The organism is Rhodobacter capsulatus (assembly GCF_052363175.1).
In the GTDB taxonomy this organism is placed as follows: Bacteria; Pseudomonadota; Alphaproteobacteria; order Rhodobacterales; family Rhodobacteraceae; genus Rhodobacter; species Rhodobacter capsulatus_D.
The window spans coordinates 2,419,919-2,435,668 of the sequence record NZ_CP198946.1; the positions used below are offsets into that span (position 1 = coordinate 2,419,919).

Consider the following 15,750-nt stretch of genomic DNA (forward strand, 5'->3'; position numbering starts at 1 on the left):
ATGGTCGATTTCTCCAAGATCCGGGCGGTGGATTTTCACACCCATGCCGAAGAGCCCTGCGGCTGCCATGCCGATGATGGCTATGACGATCTGCAAACCACGATGGCGCGCTATTTCGGCGCGCCCTGGACCCACCCGCCGACAATCGCGCAGACGGCGGCGCATTACCGGGCCCAGAACATCGCGGCGGTGATCTTTCCCGTCGATGCCGAGCGCGAAACCGGCTACCGGCGCTACAAGAACGAGGAGGTGGCCGAGGCTGCGGCCGAGCATGCCGATGTGCTCATCCCCTTTGCCTCGATCGACCCGCACAAGGGCAAGATGGGCGCGCGCGAGGCGCGCAGGCTGGTGGCCGATTTCGGCATTCAGGGCTTCAAGTTCCACCCGACGATGCAGGGCTTTTACCCCAACGACCGGCTGGCCTATGACCTTTACGAGGCGATTGCCGAGACCGGCAAACCTGCGCTCTTTCACACCGGGCAGACCGGCGTCGGCTCGGGGATGCGCGGCGGCAACGGCATGCGGCTGAAATATTCGAACCCGATCTACATCGACGATGTGGCGGTCGATTTCCCCGACATGCCGATCATCCTCGCCCATCCCTCCTTCCCCTGGCAGGAGGAGGCGCTGTCGGTGGCCACCCACAAGCCCAATGTCTACATCGACCTGTCGGGCTGGTCGCCGAAATATTTCCCTGAAATCCTCGTGCGTTATGCGAACACACTTCTGAAGGAGAAGATGCTCTTCGGGTCCGACTGGCCGATGATCGCGCCGGAAAAATGGCTTGATGCTTTCGCCAAGGCCCCCTTCCGCGACGAGGTGCGGCCACTGATCCTGAAGGAAAACGCCATCCGCCTGCTGGAGGGCTGCCGATGATCCCGTTCCGTGCACCGACCGACGACATTCTTTTTGCGCTGCAGGTGGCGCGGGCCGACGCCCTGCCCGGCTGGGACGATGACCTCGCCCGAGCGTTGATCGACCATTTCGCCAGCTTCGCCGAAGCCGAGATCGCGCCGCTCGACCCCGTTGGCGATGCCTTGGGGTGCCGATTGGAAAACGGGCAGGTGCATCTGCCCGAAGGCTTTCCGGCCGCTTATCGCGCGCTGATCGATCAGGGTTGGCAGAAGCTGGCCCTGCCCGAAGCGATCGGCGGCGAGGGCGTCCCTGCCCCGCTGGCAGGTGCCGTTTCAGAAATCTTTTCTGGCGCTTGCCATGCGCTTTCGATGCTGACGGCGCTTGTGCCCGGGGCGGTGCGGGTGCTGATGACCCACGGCACGCAAGCGCAGCAGGCGGCGCATCTGCCCGATCTCGTCTCGGGGGCGGCGCTCGCCACGATGTGCCTGACCGAACCCGGTGCGGGCTCCGACCTTGCGGCGATCCGCACCCGGGCGCGGCGGACGGGCGATCACTGGCGCATCGACGGCGAGAAGATCTTCATCTCGGGCGGCGGGCAGAATCTGTCCGAAAGCATCCTTCATCTGATCCTCGCCCGCACTGGAACGATGGCCGACGGCGTCAAGGGGCTCTCGCTGTTCCTTGCCCGCTCGGGCGGGGCCGTGGGCGCGAACGGCATCAGTGTCGCGCGGATCGAGCACAAGATGGGCCTGCATGCCTCGCCCACCTGCGCCATGGTCTTCGACGGCTGCGAGGCCGAGCTGATCGGCCCCGAGGGCGAGGGGCTGGCGGCGATGTTCACGCTGATGAACCACGCCCGCATTGATGTCGCGCTGCAAGGCGTCGCCCATGCCGCCCGCGCCACGGCCATTGCCACGGCGCATGCGCTGGAGCGGGTGCAGGGGCGCACCAGCGATGGCCGCATCGCCCGGCTCGCCGATCACCCCGATGTGCGGCGGATGCTGGACGAGGGGCGGCGCCTGACGCTCGCGACCCGCGCCATGTGCGCCCTGACCTTGGTCGAGATCGAAGCCGCCAGCCGCCCCGATCTGCTTGAGTTCCTGACGCCGCTGGTGAAAATCGCCGCCACCGAAGCCGGGATGCGCGCCGCCGATCTGGGCATCCAGGTGCTGGGCGGCTACGGCTATCTGACCGAATATCGCATCGAACAGACCTGGCGCGATGCCCGCATCACCGCGATTTACGAAGGCGCGAACGGCATTCACGCCGGGGCGCTGGCCGGGCGGCTTCTGCGCCGCAACGCAGGCGCCGCGGGCGCGGCCTTTGCCGCCTATGTGTCTGAGATTGCGCCCGAAACACCCGAGCTGGCGCGCCGTCTGCATGACTGGCAGGCGCTGCGGGCGACGCTGCTTCTGCAGCCCGATCCGGCCGAGCGCGCCTGGGAGTTCGCGCAGGCGAGCATCGCGCTGTTCGAGGCCGCGGTCTGGGCGCGGATGGAGGCCTTGGCCGAAGCCGCCCCCGATCCGGCCGAGATCCGCAGGCTGGCAGCACAGGCGCTGGGCCGGACCACCCCCGAAGCACTGCGCCGGACCGCCTAGCCCCGCGTGAGAAGCGCGCAGGCGGCAGTGATCCGCGCCAAAGCCTCGCGCAGCTCGGCCTCAGACGTCGCATAGGAGATGCGGAAATAGGGCGAGAGGCCAAAGGCCGCGCCGGGCACCATCGCCACCTCGGCGGTTTCGAGGAGCCAGGCGCAGAAGTCGCGGTCCGAGGCGATCGTGCCGCCCTCGGGCGTCGTCGCGCCGATCAGGCCCGAACAATCGGCGAAGGTGTAAAACGCGCCCTCGGGCACGCGGCAGGTGATCCCCGGGATCGCGTTCAGCCCCGCCACCACCAGATCACGGCGACGCTGAAAATCGGCGGCGCGTTCGGGCAAAAGATCCTGCGGCCCGGTGAGCGCGGCCAAGGCCGCCGCCTGCGAAATCGAGGAAGGGCAAGAGGTTGACTGGCTCTGCACCACCGCCATCGCCTTGATCAGCGCCTCCGGCCCGCCGGCATAGCCGATCCGCCAGCCGGTCATCGCATAGGCTTTCGAGACGCCATTCACCGTCAGGATGCGCCCCTTCAGCCGCGGTTCGAGCGCAGCGGGCGTGGTGAAGCGGAAGCCCTCGTAACAGATGTGCTCATACATGTCGTCGACCATCAGCCAGACCTGCGGATGGGCCATCAGCACCTCGAGCAGCGGGCGGTAATCGGCCTCGGAATAAGCCGCCCCGGTCGGGTTCGAGGGCGAGTTCAGCATAAGCCAGCGCGTCTTCGGCGTGATCGCGGCGGCCAGTGCCTCGGGTTGCAACCGGAACCCCTGCGCGCCGTCGCAGGGCACGGCCACCGGCACGCCGCCCGCGATGCGCACGATGTCGAAGTAAGACGTCCAGCACGGCGTCGGGATGATCACCTCGTCGCCCGGATCGAGCGTCGCCATCATCGCATTGTACAGCACCTGCTTGGCGCCGGTGCCCACGGTGATTTCCGCCATCGTGTAGTCCAAACCATTCTCGCGTTTGAACTTTTCGACAATCGCCGCCTTCAGCGCCGGGGTGCCGTCAAGGGCCGTGTATTTCGTCTCGCCCCGCGCCATCGCTTCGGCAGCGGCTGCTTTCACATGCTCGGGCGTATCGAAATCGGGCTCGCCCGCGCCAAGGATGATCACCGGCCGCCCGGCCCGCTTCATCGCCGCCGCCTTGGCGCCGATCTGCAGGATTTCGGAGACGCCAAGCGTGGCGATACGCGCGGCGGGGCGGAAGGCCACGCCGGTCTGGTCTTGCACAGTCATCTGATCCTCACTCGATGTCGAAAACCACGCCCTGCGCCAAGGGCAGGTCACGCGAGAAGTTGATGGTGTTGGTGGCGCGGCGCATGTAGCCCTTCCACGCGTCCGAGCCGCTTTCGCGCCCGCCGCCGGTTTCCTTTTCGCCGCCGAAAGCGCCGCCGATCTCGGCGCCCGAGGTGCCGATATTGACATTGGCAATGCCGCAATCCGACCCCGCGGCCGACAGGAACGTCTCCATTTCCCGCATGTCGAGCGTGAAGATCGAGGACGAGAGCCCCGCCGCCACTGCATTGTGCTCTTCGATCACCGCGTCTAGGTCGGAGAAGCGCATGACATAAAGGATCGGCGCGAAGGTTTCGTCCAGCACCGGGCCGATCTGCGCGGGCATCTCGACCAGCGCCGGGCGGGTGTAATAGGCGCTGTCGGGTCCACAGGCGACGCGGGTGCCCCCATGCACAAGGCCCCCCGCCGCCAGCGCGGCATCGAGCGCCGAGCACATCGCCTCATAGGCGGCGCGGTCAATGAGCGGTCCGACAAGCGCCTGCGTTTCCAACGGGTTGCCGACCGAAACCGAGGCATAGGCGCGGATCAGCCGGGGCATCAGCATGTCATAGACGCTGTCATGCACGAAGAGGCGGCGCAGCGTCGTGCAGCGTTGCCCGGCCGTGCCCATCGCGCCAAAGGCCACGGCGCGCAGGGTCATGTCGAGATCGGCCGAGGCGCAGACGATCCCCGCATTGTTGCCGCCAAGTTCAAGGATCGAGCGCCCAAACCGCGCCGCCACTTTCGGGCCGACGATCCGGCCCATCCGGGTCGAGCCGGTGGCGGAAATCAGCGCCACTTTCGGGCTTTCGACCAGCGCTTCGCCGACCTCCGGCCCGCCGATCAACAGCTGCGCCAGCCCCTCGGGCGCGGCGTCAAAGCGGGTGATCGCATGGCGCAGCACGGCCTGCGCGGCCAAGGCGGTCAGCGGGGTTTTCTCGGAGGGTTTCCAGATCACCGGATTGCCGCAGACAAGCGCCAGCGCCGTGTTCCAGGCCCAAACCGCCACCGGGAAGTTGAAGGCCGAGATCACGCCGACGACGCCCAGCGGGTGCCAGGTTTCCATCATCCGATGCCCCGGCCGCTCGGTCGCGATGGTCAGCCCGTAAAGCTGCCGCGACAGGCCAACCGCGAAATCGCAGATGTCGATCATCTCCTGCACCTCGCCCAGCCCTTCCGAGGCGGACTTACCCGCCTCGATCGAGACGAGACGGCCCAGATCCGCCTTGGCGGCGCGCAATTCCTCGGCCCAGAGCCGGACGAGTTCACCGCGTTTCGGCGCAGGCACCAACCGCCAAGCGCGGAAAGCGACCGCGGCGCGGTCGATCGCGGCGGCGGTGGATTTCGGCGTCTCGGGCGTCAGCGCGCCAATCTGTGCGCCGGTCAGGGGCGAGAAACTGGCCATCGGCCCGCCCTCGTAGGCCGCAGCGGCAACGCCAAGGCGGCAAAGCAGGGTCCGGGTTTCGTCGCGAAGCGTCATCGGGCGTCCTTTCGGGTCGGTCAGTCGAGAACGTAGACAAGGCCGACGACCAGCGCCGCGGCGGCCATCAGTCCAAGGGTGAAGCGCAGGTTCAGCGCAAAGGTGACGCGCTGCGGCGTGACACCCAACTCGCGCCCGGTGATGATCGACATCGCCGAGATCGGCGAGGCGGCAATGGCCAGCGCCCAGGCGAAAAGCAGCGCAAGTCCAAGCGCATAGGGGTGATCCGCGCCGACCGGCCCGGCCCCGAAAAGCTGCGCCGCCATGATCATCACGATCGTATGCGGGATCATCACCGCGCCAACGGCCGGAATGAGGACAAGGCAGGCGAGGATCACGGCGAGCGCCGGAAGCTGGCCCCCCGCGATCAGCGCATCGATCCCGGCCGCCTGCGCCGCCGCGGCCACCGCCGCGCCGATCACCGCCGCGGCCAGAAAGATCGTGCTTTCCGTCGCCATCCCCTCGGAGGCGGCCGAAAGCCGGGTCAGGGCGCCCTCGCTGCCGGTGCTGCGCAGACCCGGCTCCAGCCGCGGCCAAAGCGCGGCCAGAAGCGGCAGCACAAGGCAGGCGGCGATCAGGAAACTGACGTCAAGCAACCGGTGCGCGGCGATCGTCAGCGCGATCAGCCCCGCGATGGCGGCCAGAACCAGCGTCAGCGCGCGGCCAGCCCCCTCGGGCGCGGGGTCATGCGGGCGCGGGCCGGTCGGAACCGCGGTGGCGGCGGCATCAAGGACCGCGGCGACGACGGAGATCAGCGCAACGATGGCGAAGGCAAGGCCGAAGAACAGCACCGGATCCAGCGTCGGGATCGCGCTTGTGACGATGGCAAAGCCAAGCCCGATCGGCGACCAGACCGTCATCAGCAGCGTGCCGCGCAGCGCCGCCAAGGTCATCGCCCGGGTGTCGATGCCGCGCTTGCCCGCCGCCTTGCGCGCGGCGTCATGGTTGCGCGCGATATCGGCAATCATCCCGATCGTGCCGATGTTGAACAGCACCGAAATCCCCTGCGCGCCAAGCGAGACAGCGAAAACGCGTGCCCGGGCGGAATGGGCGAAAAGCCCCTCGGCCGCGCGGGCGATCAGGGTCGAGCGGCGCACCGGCGCGCGGATGAGGCCGAGTGCGGTCAGAAAGGCGGAAAAGGCCGTGCCCTGCATCAACGCCGCCTGCATCGCGGGCAGCGCCTTGGGCAGAGCCACCGCGACGATCAGCGTGGCGAGGAAAGCACCTGCCAGAAACACCTGCGCGATGCGCGAGACGCGGGGCAGACGCAGCAGCGCGAGCCCGATCGCGGTGATCGCGGAAAGCGTCAGCAGCGCCGTTGCCCCCGGCAGCCACGCCGCGCCGATCTTGCCCACGACAAGGCTGGAGAGCAGCAGAAGCGACAGCACCCCGGCGGCGGCCATCGCGGTTTGCGGGCCAAAGGGCAGGCTGAAACGGGGGGTGGTGGTGTGCATGGCGGTCCTCAGATCCGGTCGGCGAGCAGATGCGCCGCCGCCGCGCCGGTGATGTAACCGGCCTCGTGCAAAAGGCGCAAGGACGCCGGGGCGATCGGGCTGACCGGCAAGGGCATCGCCTCGATCTTGCGCGCGCCACAGACATGCTCGGCCAAAGCCTTGCCGAAAACGGTGCCGGGGGCGATGCCGCGACCGTTGTAACCGGCGATCGAAAAAGCATTTTTTCCCAGCACATGCAGGCGCGGCAGGTTGTCGGCGGTCATGCCGATCCAGCCGAACCATTCGCTGTCAAAGCCGATGCCGCCGAGTTGCGGGAAGATCCGGTGCATCGCCCGCAGCGCCCAAGCCCGGTGGATGGCGCGGTCCGCCATTCCGAGCCGCCCGACCGACCCGAAAACAAGCCGCCCCGCCGCATCCATGCGAAAGGACGAGAGCACCTCGCGCGTGTCCCAGCAGCCCTCGCCGCCCGGCAAGAGCTCGGCGCGGATCGCGTGCGGCAAGGGCGGTGTTGCCATGTTGAAATAGGGCAGCCCGACCTGCGCGCGGCGCAGCCCGGGGTTCGGCCCCTGGGTATACATGTCGGTGGCGGCGATCAGCCACGCGGCCCGCACCTCGCCCTTGGGCGTGGTGACGCGCCAACCCGCGCCCTGCGGCGCGACGCCCGTCGCGGCGGTTTCGGTGCAGATCCGCGCCCCCGCGGCCAGCGCCGCCCGGGCAAGCCCGCGCACATAGGCGAGCGGCTGGATCGTGCCCGCACGCCGATCGAGAAGCGATCCCGCATAGCGCCCGCCGCCAAGCCGCCGCGCCGTTTCTGACGCATCCAGCAACTCGACCGGCGCCCCCCGCGCCGCCCATTGCCGGGCGCGTTCGGTGATCTCGGCCAGCCCCGTGGCGCCAACGGCGCAATGCAGCGTGCCCTTCGGCACCGCCTCGCAATCGATCCCGTGGCGCTTCACCAGCGCGAAAACCTCGGCCGGTGCCGCGCCCAGAAAATCGAGCAGCCGCGGCCCGTAGACGGGACCAAGCGCCTGCGGCATCGCCTCGGGCATCACCCACATGCCGGCATTGACCAGCCCGACATTGCGCCCGGACGCGCCAAAGCCGATCTGATCGGCCTCGAGCACGAGCACCGATTTCCCGGCCTCGGCCAGATGCAGCGCGGCGCAAAGCCCGGTGAAACCTGCACCGATCACCACCACATCGGCCTCGGCCGGGCCGACAAGCGGCACGGTCGCGGGCGCTTGCGGCGCCGTGGCTTCCCAAAGACCATGCGAGCGGGGATCGTTGCGCATCTGACCCTCCTGCGGGGCTGTTCCGGCCCTTCCTGCCTGTCTTTCGCCGCGAAGGCCAATTCCCGATATGTCTCAGATCATTCCATTTCAGAATGACCTTTTCGCGACAACGCCCGAAAAACGCTTGTGGCGCAGGGCGGAACGCGCAAGGACTGGGCAGGACCGGAGAGAAAAGATGAAGACCCCGCGCCGTTTTCTGCCCTCGCTCGCGCTTTTGCAGGCCTTCGAAACCGCTGCCCGCACGCAAAGCATTACCGCGGCGGCGGCGGAACTGTCGCTGACGCAAAGCGCGGTGTCGCGGCAGATCCGGGCGCTGGAGGCGCAGCTGGGCACCGAGCTGTTCCACCGCGAAAAGCAGACGATCCGGCTGACGCAAGGCGGTGCGGCCTATGCGCGGGAAATCCGGGCAGCGCTGCAGAAGATCTCGACCGCCTCGCTCAATCTGCGCGCCAATCCGGGCGGTGGCACGTTGACGCTGGCGATCCTGCCCACTTTCGGGACGCGCTGGCTGGCGCCGCGGCTGCCCGAATTTCTCGGCGCGCATCCGGGGATCACGCTGAACCTTGTCACCCGGCTGACGCAGTTCGATTTCGCCGCCGAGGCCGTCGATGCCGCGATCCATTTCGGCGCGCCGGACTGGCCGGGGGCGGAGTGCACCTGGCTGCGCGGCGAACATGTCGTGCCCGCCTGCGCCCCCGATCTGGCGGCAGAGCGCGCGTTCAAGACGCTCGAAGACCTGCGGGCGGCGCCGCTTCTGCATCTGACCTCGCGCCCGGATGCCTGGGAAAAATTCTTCGAACGCGCAGGGATGGCGCCGCAACCGCTGCACGGGATGCTGTTTGACCAATTCGCCACCGTGGCGCAGGCGGCGATGGTCGGGCTGGGCGTCGCGCTTTTGCCCGAGTTCCTGATCGAGGATGACATCACCGCGGGGCGGCTCGTGGTGCCGCTTCATGCGCGGATGCGCTCGGACGAGGCCTATTATCTGTGCGCCCCGCGCGGGCGCGGCCCGCATCGCCCGCTCGAGGCGTTCCGCGACTGGCTGTGCCAGGTCGCACAGGCGGCCGAAGCCGCGGAAGCCGCCCGGCGCGACGGGTCGCGCTGAGTTAAGATCAAACACGCGCACATCTTTACGCAGCGCGTGCTTGTTTTGTGCCCGGGGCCGTGCTTTCAAATTGGGCAACGCCCCTTGCTCCAGAGCCCGCCATGCCCAAGCTGCGCCTCACTATCCGTTATGTCCCCTTCCTCGCGGCCCTGCTTTTGACACTGATCTTTGGCATCGTGCTGCTGATCGTGCCCACGCTTTGGGTGCTGGCCGTCTTCCTGATCGCGGCGGGGCTCAGCGCGGTGGGCGTTTACGACCTGAACCAGCGCCGCCACGCGATCTTGCGCAACTATCCGGTCATCGGCCACCTGCGCTACATGATCGAAAGCGTCGGCCCCGAATTCCGGCAATATTTCTTTGAATCCGACTTCGACGAGGTGCCCTTCAGCCGGCAGACCCGCGTCCTCGTCTATCAGCGCGCCAAGGGGGTCGAGGACAAGCGCCCCTTCGGCACGGTCGAATCCGTCTATGCCTCGGGCTTCAACTGGCTGACGCATTCGATCGTGCCGAAGACGATCAAGGACACCGATTTCCGCGTCCGCGTCGGCGGGCCGGACTGCAAGCAGCCCTATGACGCCTCGGTCTACAACATCTCGGCCATGAGCTTCGGGGCGCTGTCGGCCAATGCGATCTCGGCGCTGAACCGGGGCGCGAAGATCGGCGGCTTTGCCCATGACACCGGCGAGGGCGGGATCAGCCGCTATCACCGCGAGGGCGGTGGCGATCTGGTCTATCAGATCGCCTCGGGCTATTTCGGCTGCCGCAACGACGATGGCAGCTTCTCGCCCGAGAAATTCGCCGTTCAAGCCCGCGATCCGCAGATCAAGATGATCGAGATCAAGCTGAGCCAGGGGGCGAAACCGGGGCATGGGGGGATGCTGCCCGCCTCGAAAATCTCGCCCGAGATCGCCGAGGCGCGGGGGAATCCGATGGGGCGCGATTGCGTCTCGCCCGCGGCGCATCCGGCGTTTTCGACGCCCTTGGAATTCATGGCCTTCATCCGGCAATTGCGGGAATTGTCCGGCGGCAAGCCCGTGGGCTTCAAGCTCTGCATCGGGCATCGGCGCGAATTCATGTGTCTGGTCAAGGCGATGATCGAGACCGGCACGACACCCGATTTCATCGTCGTCGACGGCAAGGAGGGCGGCACCGGGGCGGCACCCTTGGAGTTCGTCAACCGCGTCGGCATGCCGATGCTCGAAGGGCTGCATTTCGTCCACAACCTGCTTCGCGGGGCCGGGCTGCGTGATCGCATCCGCATCGGCGCGGCGGGCAAGATCGTTTCGGCCTATGACATCGCGCGGGCGATGGCGCTGGGGGCGGACTGGTGCAACTCGGCGCGCGGCTACATGTTCGCGATCGGCTGCATTCAGGCGCAATCCTGCCACACCAACCGCTGCCCCGCGGGCATCGCGACGCAAGACCCGCGGCGAATGAAGGCGCTGGATGTCGGCGACAAGACCCAGCGCGTCGCGCGGTTTCACAAGAACACGCTGCATGCGCTGGGCGAGCTGGTGGGCGCTGCGGGGCTCTCGCATCCGTCCGAATTCCTGCCCTATCACTTCATGTTCCGCGAAAAGGACAATGCGTTTCAGGACGGCAACGAGGTCTTCGAGGATCTGCCCGAAGGCTTCCTGATCAATGGCTCGAACCATCCCGATCTGCAGGCCTGGCTGGACCGCTGGAACCGCGCCTCGGCCGAGACCTTCGTGCCGCTGCGGATGCCGAAAAGCCGGTTTGCGAGCTAAGGGGCCACGCAGGGCCGCAAGCGCAGCAATGGCGGGACAGAAACCGATTTGCCCGGTCTGCCCGGCCCCGCGCGAGCAGGGTCCGGGCAGACCGAGGATCATGTCGGCCGCGCAAGGTCTGCGCGGTTCGAGAGATCTGCTTTAGAAAGGCTGGACCATGCCCCGGCCTGAGCACGGAGATATCAGCCGACGTCGTTTGCGCGGCAGATGCTTTCGGAAAGACGACTGCCGGAACGCGTTCTGTTGAGGGCGTTGACAGGATGCAGATGCCACCCGGAGATCGCAGACCCCTTGTTCCGGCCAATCCGGCGGAAACGGTTGCGATGGTGCCGACTGAGGGGAGTCGAACCCCCGACCCCCTGATTACAAATCAGACGCTCTACCAACTGAGCTAAGCCGGCCACAGGGGCTAGCTATACGCAACTGAACGCCGTTTCAAGCGGAATGAGGACATTTGAACGTAATCCGAGCAGCAACCCCCCCCCTGCGAGAGGGCCGCGCGGGGGCTGCTGGCGCTCTCCCCCCTGCCCCGCATAAAGTTGCGGCAAGCGTTTCCGCCCCTTGCGACACGGCCGCACTTGCCTTCACAACCAAGGCCCGCCCCGCCAATGCGGGACGGGCCGCGTCGCGCGACCTCAGCCGAGGTTCACCCAGACCGATTTCGTCTGGGTATATTGCGACAGCGCCTCGAAGCACTTGTCGCGGCCGTTGCCGGTCTGCTTGAAGCCGCCCCAAAGCGAGGTCATGTCGCCATGATCGAAGCAGTTCACCCAGCACACGCCCGCTTCCATGTCGCGCCCGAAGGTATGCGCCTTGGTCAGATCGCGGGTCCAGATCGAAGCGGCCAGACCATAGGGCGAGTCATTGGCGATCTCGAGCCCGTCTTCGAGCCCATCGATCGGGATGATCGTGCCGACCGGGCCAAAGATTTCCTCGCGCGCGATGGTCATCGAGTTGTTGACCCCGGTAAAGAGCGTCGGCTCGACATAGGCGCCGTTCGAGAGCGCCGCGGGCGTGCTGCCGCCCAGCGCCAGCGTCGCCCCCTCGGCGCAGCCGGTGCGGATATAGCCCAGAACGCGGGCCTGCTGTTCGGTGGTGACGAGCGGCCCCATCGTCGTCGACGGATCGAGCGGGTTGCCGACGACGAAGTTCTGTTTCGCGGTGGCGATGAACTTTTCGACAAAGGCGTCGTGCAGGTCCTTGGCCACAAGGATGCGCGAGCCCGCGTTGCAGACCTCGCCCTGGTTGCCGTAGATGCCGTTCACCGCATAGGTGGCGGCGGTGTCGAGATCGTCCCAGTCGCCCAGAATGATCTGCGGGGTCTTGCCGCCGCATTCGGTGGTGACGCGCTTCATGTTCGACTGACCGGCGTAGATCATCAACAGCTTGCCGACCTCGGTCGAGCCGGTGAAGGCGATCTTGTCGACATCCATGTGCAGCGCGAGCGCCTTGCCCACTTCCTCGCCCAGCCCCTGCACGACGTTCAGCACGCCGGGCGGACCACCCGCCTCGATGAACAACTCGGCCAGCAGACAGGCCGAGAGTGGCGATTGCTCGGCCGGTTTCAGCACGACCGAGTTGCCGGTGGCAAGCGCCGGGCCGATCTTCCAGGCCGCCATCATCAGCGGATAGTTCCAGGGCGTGATGATACCGACGACGCCGAGCGGCTGGTTCAGGATGTAATGCAGCGCGCTCGTTGCCGTGGCCGTCACCTGCCCGTGGAACTTGTCGATCGATTCCCCGAAGAACTTGATCGTCGTGGCCGAGAAGGGCACGTCGATGTTCATCATGTCCATCACCGGCTTGCCCATGTCGAGGCTGTCGAGCACGGCGAATTCCTCGCCATGCGCCTCGATCAGCGATGCGAATTTCTCCATCACCGCCATGCGGGCGCGCGGCTCCATCTTTGACCAGACGCCGGACCGAAAGACCTTGCGGCCGACGGAAACAGCCCTGTCGATCTCGGCCTGACCGCCGCGGGCGACCTCGGCCAGGACGGCGCCATTGGCCGGGTTGATCGTCTGGAAGGTGCGGCCATCGGCCGAGGGCACATGTTCGCCGCCGATGAAGTGGCGGGTGCGCAGTGTCACCTTTTCGGCAAGCCCCTGCCAATAGGCCAAGGTAGTATCGGTCATTTTTCTCTCCCTGTGGTTATTTGCGGTCGCGCAGCAGGCCGACCGAGAGGACGATGAGCAGAAGCGAGACCAGAACGATCATCGAGCCAATGGCGTTGATCTCGGGGGTGATGCCACGGCGCAGCGTGGAATAGATGTAGATGGGCAGGGTGATGTCGCGCCCGGTGAGGAAATAGGTCACCGGGATCTCGTCGAAGCTCAGCGTGAAGCTCAGCAGCCCCGCGCCAAGGATCGCCGGCCGGATCGAGGGCAGCGTGACCCGAAAGAAGGTCTCGACCGGCCCGGCGCCCAGATCGGCCGAGGCTTCCAGAAGCCGGTGATCGGTCTTTGCCAGCCGCGCCATCACCTGACTGACCACCACGCCCAGAAGCGCCGTCGCATGGCCGATGATCACCGCGGTCAGGCTTTGGGGAATGCCGATCTGCTTGTAGAAGTTCAGCATCGCGATCCCGGTCACAAGGCCCGGCAGGCTGAGCGGCAGTAAGATCGCATTGCGGAAAAGCCCCTTGCCCGGGAAGTCGTGCCGGTCGAGCACCAGCGCCGCCAGCGTGCCGATGGTCAGCGTGAGCGCGGTGGCGCAGACGGCCACGATCAGGCTGTTTTTCAGCGCCGTCAGCATCTGCGCATTGGCGAAGACCGCCTGATACCAGTGCCAGGTGAAGCCCGCGAGCGGGAAGGAGGTCACCTTGCTGTCGTTGAAGGAAAACACGATCAGCACGACGATCGGCAGGTACAGGAACGCCAGCACCCCGAAGACGAAGCCGACCATCCCCTTTTGCCACCACAAAAGCTGTTTCATCGCCGCCCCCTATCGCAGATTGCGCGCCGAGGCGCGTTCGGCCCAGCCGGTGACCGCAAGGATCGCCAGCACCATGATCAGCACGAGCGTGGCGAGCGCCGAACCCAGCGGCCAGTTCAGCGCCGCACCGAATTGGGTTTGCAGCAGGTTCGCCACCATCGTGCCATCGGGGCCGCCGACCAGCACCGGGGCGACGAAATCGCCAAAGCTCAGGCAAAAGGTCATCATCGCCCCCGCCACCACGCCGCCCAGCGACAGGGGCGCAATCACATGGCGGAACGTGCCCAGAGGCCCGATGCCAAGGTCTTCCGACGCCTCGATCAGCCCCTTGGGGATGTTTTCCAGCACCGCATAGATCGGCATCACCATGAAGGGCACGAAGATATAGGTGAGCGTGATCACCATCGCGGTCTGGTTATAAAGGAACGCATCGAGCGGCGTGTCGATCAGGCCAAGCCACATCAGCGCAGAATTGAGCGCGCCATCGGTGCCCAGAATGATCTTCCAGGTATAGGCGCGCAGCAGGTAGCTGACCCACAAGGGCACGATCACCGCCATGTAGACGAGATTGCGCAGCTTGTCGGAGCGGATGGTGAAGACGAGGAAATAGGCGAGCGGATAGCCAAGGATCAACGCGCAGCCCGTCACCATCGCGGCGATCTTCAGCGTGCGCAGGATCACCGTCGTATATTGCGGGTCCGAAAACAGCTGCAGGTAGTTGCCGAACTGGAAATCGGGCACGAAGAGCGGGAATTGCCGGGTCCAGAAGCCCACGGCGATCATCAGGATATAGGGCACGATCAGAAGCAACAGCGCCCAGCCGAGCGGCAGCGAGAAAAGCCCCGCCGTCATCAGCATCGAGGAGGACGGGCGTCTCATGCGGCCCCCCTCGGAAACAGCATCACATCCTCGGGCGCGACGGCAAAGCGGATCGGCTGACCCGGCATCAGCGCATCCGCCGTAAGCGACGAGCCGCGGGCGAGCTGGGCAAAGGCCGGTTGCGTCGCGCCATCGGGCAGGAATTCGAGCCTTATGCTGTCGCCGTGAAAGAGCGTGTCGACCACCCTGCCCTGCACGAGATTTTCGCCCACGGCCGGGCTCAGATGTTCGGGGCGGATGCCGATCAGCACCTCGCTGCCCGGATGAAAACCGCCATTGCCCGAGGCCTTGCGGCGCAGCTTCGCGCCCCCCGGCAGGGTGATCACCTCGAAATCGGCCTCGCGCCCCTCGTAACGGGCCTCGATCAGGTTCGTCGCGCCGATGAAATCGGCGACATAGGGCGTCGCCGGGCGGTCATAAAGATCGTTCGGCGTGCCGATCTGACGGATGCGCCCGGCCTCCATCACCACGATCCGGTTCGACAGCGCCAAAGCCTCGGTCTGATCATGCGTGACCATGAGGAAAGTGATGCCCAATTCGCGGTGCAGCCGTTTCAGCTCCACCTGCATCACCTCGCGCAGTTTCACATCAAGCGCCGAGAGCGGTTCGTCGAGAAGCAGCACCCGCGGCTTGCGAATGAGCGCGCGCGCCATCGCCACGCGCTGTTTCTGCCCGCCCGACAGCGCGCCGGGACGCTTGCCGCCCATATGGCTCAGCCCGACCATCTCGAGCACCTCGCCCACCTGACGGGGGATATCGGAGCGCGCCACGGTCGAGCCGCGCACGGTCAGCCCGTAGGCGACGTTTTCCGCCACCGTCATGTGCGGAAACAGCGCGTAATCCTGAAACACCGTGTTCACCGGGCGGCGATAGGGCGGATTGTGCGTCACATCCTGTCCGGCAATGCCGATCTTGCCGGTGGTGGGCAGCTCGAAGCCGCCGATCAGGCGCAGCGTCGTCGTCTTGCCGCAGCCCGAGGGGCCAAGCAGGGTGACGAATTCACCCTCGCCAATGGAAAAACTTGTTTCGTGCAGTGCCTTGAAACTGCCGAAGGATTTGGTGACGCCGTCGAGCGTCACGATCGGGCGTGAGGACATGGGCCAATCCTGTGCGATGCGGAAGGGGGCGACCCCG

Annotated in this window: 12 protein-coding genes and 1 tRNA gene; 4 read left to right on the forward strand and 9 right to left on the reverse strand. The window is 66.5% G+C overall.

Annotated features, from left to right (window positions below; all coding sequences use genetic code 11):
- Positions 1–876: an amidohydrolase family protein gene (locus ACTTAI_RS12750; protein WP_444451924.1), complete on the forward strand. Its 876-nt coding sequence runs from the start codon at positions 1–3 to the stop codon at positions 874–876.
- Positions 873–2,453: an acyl-CoA dehydrogenase family protein gene (locus ACTTAI_RS12755; protein ID WP_444451925.1), complete on the forward strand. Its 1,581-nt coding sequence runs from the start codon at positions 873–875 to the stop codon at positions 2,451–2,453. Before ACTTAI_RS12750 ends, ACTTAI_RS12755 begins: the two co-directional genes overlap by 4 nt.
- Here the strand turns inward: ACTTAI_RS12755 and ACTTAI_RS12760 are convergent.
- The 4 genes from ACTTAI_RS12760 to ACTTAI_RS12775 are packed head-to-tail and all read right to left on the reverse strand — an operon-like array spanning position 2,450 to position 7,950.
- Entirely contained in the window at positions 2,450–3,685 is a 1,236-nt protein-coding gene (locus ACTTAI_RS12760; protein ID WP_444451926.1) for a pyridoxal phosphate-dependent aminotransferase, read from the reverse strand. The genes ACTTAI_RS12755 and ACTTAI_RS12760 overlap by 4 nt on opposite strands.
- 7 nt (positions 3,686–3,692) lie before the next feature.
- A complete protein-coding gene (amaB, locus tag ACTTAI_RS12765; RefSeq protein ID WP_444451927.1) occupies positions 3,693–5,204 on the reverse strand; it encodes an L-piperidine-6-carboxylate dehydrogenase in 1,512 nt (503 codons plus the stop codon).
- Between the two features lie 20 nt (positions 5,205–5,224).
- Positions 5,225–6,658: a hypothetical protein gene (locus ACTTAI_RS12770; RefSeq protein WP_444451928.1), complete on the reverse strand. Its 1,434-nt coding sequence runs from the start codon at positions 6,656–6,658 to the stop codon at positions 5,225–5,227.
- 8 nt (positions 6,659–6,666) lie between these two features.
- On the reverse strand, positions 6,667–7,950 hold the full coding sequence (locus ACTTAI_RS12775) for an NAD(P)/FAD-dependent oxidoreductase (protein ID WP_444451929.1): 1,284 nt from the start codon (positions 7,948–7,950) through the stop codon (positions 6,667–6,669).
- 175 nt (positions 7,951–8,125) lie between these two features.
- Here ACTTAI_RS12775 and ACTTAI_RS12780 point away from each other — a divergent pair, with 175 nt between their 5' ends.
- Positions 8,126–9,055, forward strand: coding sequence for a LysR family transcriptional regulator (locus tag ACTTAI_RS12780; protein WP_444451930.1), 930 nt, complete (start codon positions 8,126–8,128; stop codon positions 9,053–9,055).
- Between the two features lie 101 nt (positions 9,056–9,156).
- Entirely contained in the window at positions 9,157–10,803 is a 1,647-nt protein-coding gene (locus ACTTAI_RS12785; RefSeq protein WP_444451931.1) for an FMN-binding glutamate synthase family protein, read from the forward strand.
- A gap of 324 nt (positions 10,804–11,127) precedes the next feature.
- On the opposite strand, the gene ACTTAI_RS12790 is transcribed toward ACTTAI_RS12785, so the two are convergent.
- The 5 genes from ACTTAI_RS12790 to ACTTAI_RS12810 form a co-directional block, all read right to left on the reverse strand.
- A tRNA-Thr gene (locus tag ACTTAI_RS12790) sits at positions 11,128–11,204 on the reverse strand.
- 234 nt (positions 11,205–11,438) lie between these two features.
- Positions 11,439–12,938 (reverse strand): aldehyde dehydrogenase, encoded by a 1,500-nt coding sequence (locus ACTTAI_RS12795; RefSeq protein ID WP_444451932.1) that lies wholly within the window; start codon positions 12,936–12,938, stop codon positions 11,439–11,441.
- A gap of 16 nt (positions 12,939–12,954) precedes the next feature.
- Positions 12,955–13,737, reverse strand: coding sequence for an ABC transporter permease (locus ACTTAI_RS12800; RefSeq protein ID WP_444451933.1), 783 nt, complete (start codon positions 13,735–13,737; stop codon positions 12,955–12,957).
- Positions 13,738–13,746: 9 nt separating this feature from the next.
- Positions 13,747–14,616 carry an ABC transporter permease gene (locus ACTTAI_RS12805; RefSeq protein WP_444451934.1) on the reverse strand — a complete coding sequence of 290 codons (870 nt, stop codon included), beginning with the start codon at positions 14,614–14,616 and terminating at the stop codon, positions 13,747–13,749.
- Positions 14,613–15,713, reverse strand: coding sequence for an ABC transporter ATP-binding protein (locus tag ACTTAI_RS12810; RefSeq protein WP_444451935.1), 1,101 nt, complete (start codon positions 15,711–15,713; stop codon positions 14,613–14,615). Before ACTTAI_RS12810 ends, ACTTAI_RS12805 begins: the two co-directional genes overlap by 4 nt.
- Between the last annotated feature and the right edge of the window lie 37 nt (positions 15,714–15,750).

Excerpts from the sequence above, each read along its gene's own strand:
- ACTTAI_RS12785 (WP_444451931.1), top strand. The coding sequence starts at position 9,157 with ATGCCCAAGCTGCGCCTCACTATCCGTTATGTCCCCTTCCTCGCGGCC.
- ACTTAI_RS12780 (WP_444451930.1), top strand. The coding sequence starts at position 8,126 with ATGAAGACCCCGCGCCGTTTTCTGCCCTCGCTCGCGCTTTTGCAGGCC.
- amaB (WP_444451927.1), bottom strand. The coding sequence starts at position 5,204 with ATGACGCTTCGCGACGAAACCCGGACCCTGCTTTGCCGCCTTGGCGTT.
- ACTTAI_RS12750 (WP_444451924.1), top strand. The coding sequence starts at position 1 with ATGGTCGATTTCTCCAAGATCCGGGCGGTGGATTTTCACACCCATGCC.
- ACTTAI_RS12805 (WP_444451934.1), bottom strand. The coding sequence starts at position 14,616 with ATGAGACGCCCGTCCTCCTCGATGCTGATGACGGCGGGGCTTTTCTCG.
- ACTTAI_RS12760 (WP_444451926.1), bottom strand. The coding sequence starts at position 3,685 with ATGACTGTGCAAGACCAGACCGGCGTGGCCTTCCGCCCCGCCGCGCGT.
- ACTTAI_RS12770 (WP_444451928.1), bottom strand. The coding sequence starts at position 6,658 with ATGCACACCACCACCCCCCGTTTCAGCCTGCCCTTTGGCCCGCAAACC.
- ACTTAI_RS12795 (WP_444451932.1), bottom strand. The coding sequence starts at position 12,938 with ATGACCGATACTACCTTGGCCTATTGGCAGGGGCTTGCCGAAAAGGTG.
- ACTTAI_RS12800 (WP_444451933.1), bottom strand. The coding sequence starts at position 13,737 with ATGAAACAGCTTTTGTGGTGGCAAAAGGGGATGGTCGGCTTCGTCTTC.
- ACTTAI_RS12755 (WP_444451925.1), top strand. The coding sequence starts at position 873 with ATGATCCCGTTCCGTGCACCGACCGACGACATTCTTTTTGCGCTGCAG.
- ACTTAI_RS12775 (WP_444451929.1), bottom strand. The coding sequence starts at position 7,950 with ATGCGCAACGATCCCCGCTCGCATGGTCTTTGGGAAGCCACGGCGCCG.
- ACTTAI_RS12810 (WP_444451935.1), bottom strand. The coding sequence starts at position 15,713 with ATGTCCTCACGCCCGATCGTGACGCTCGACGGCGTCACCAAATCCTTC.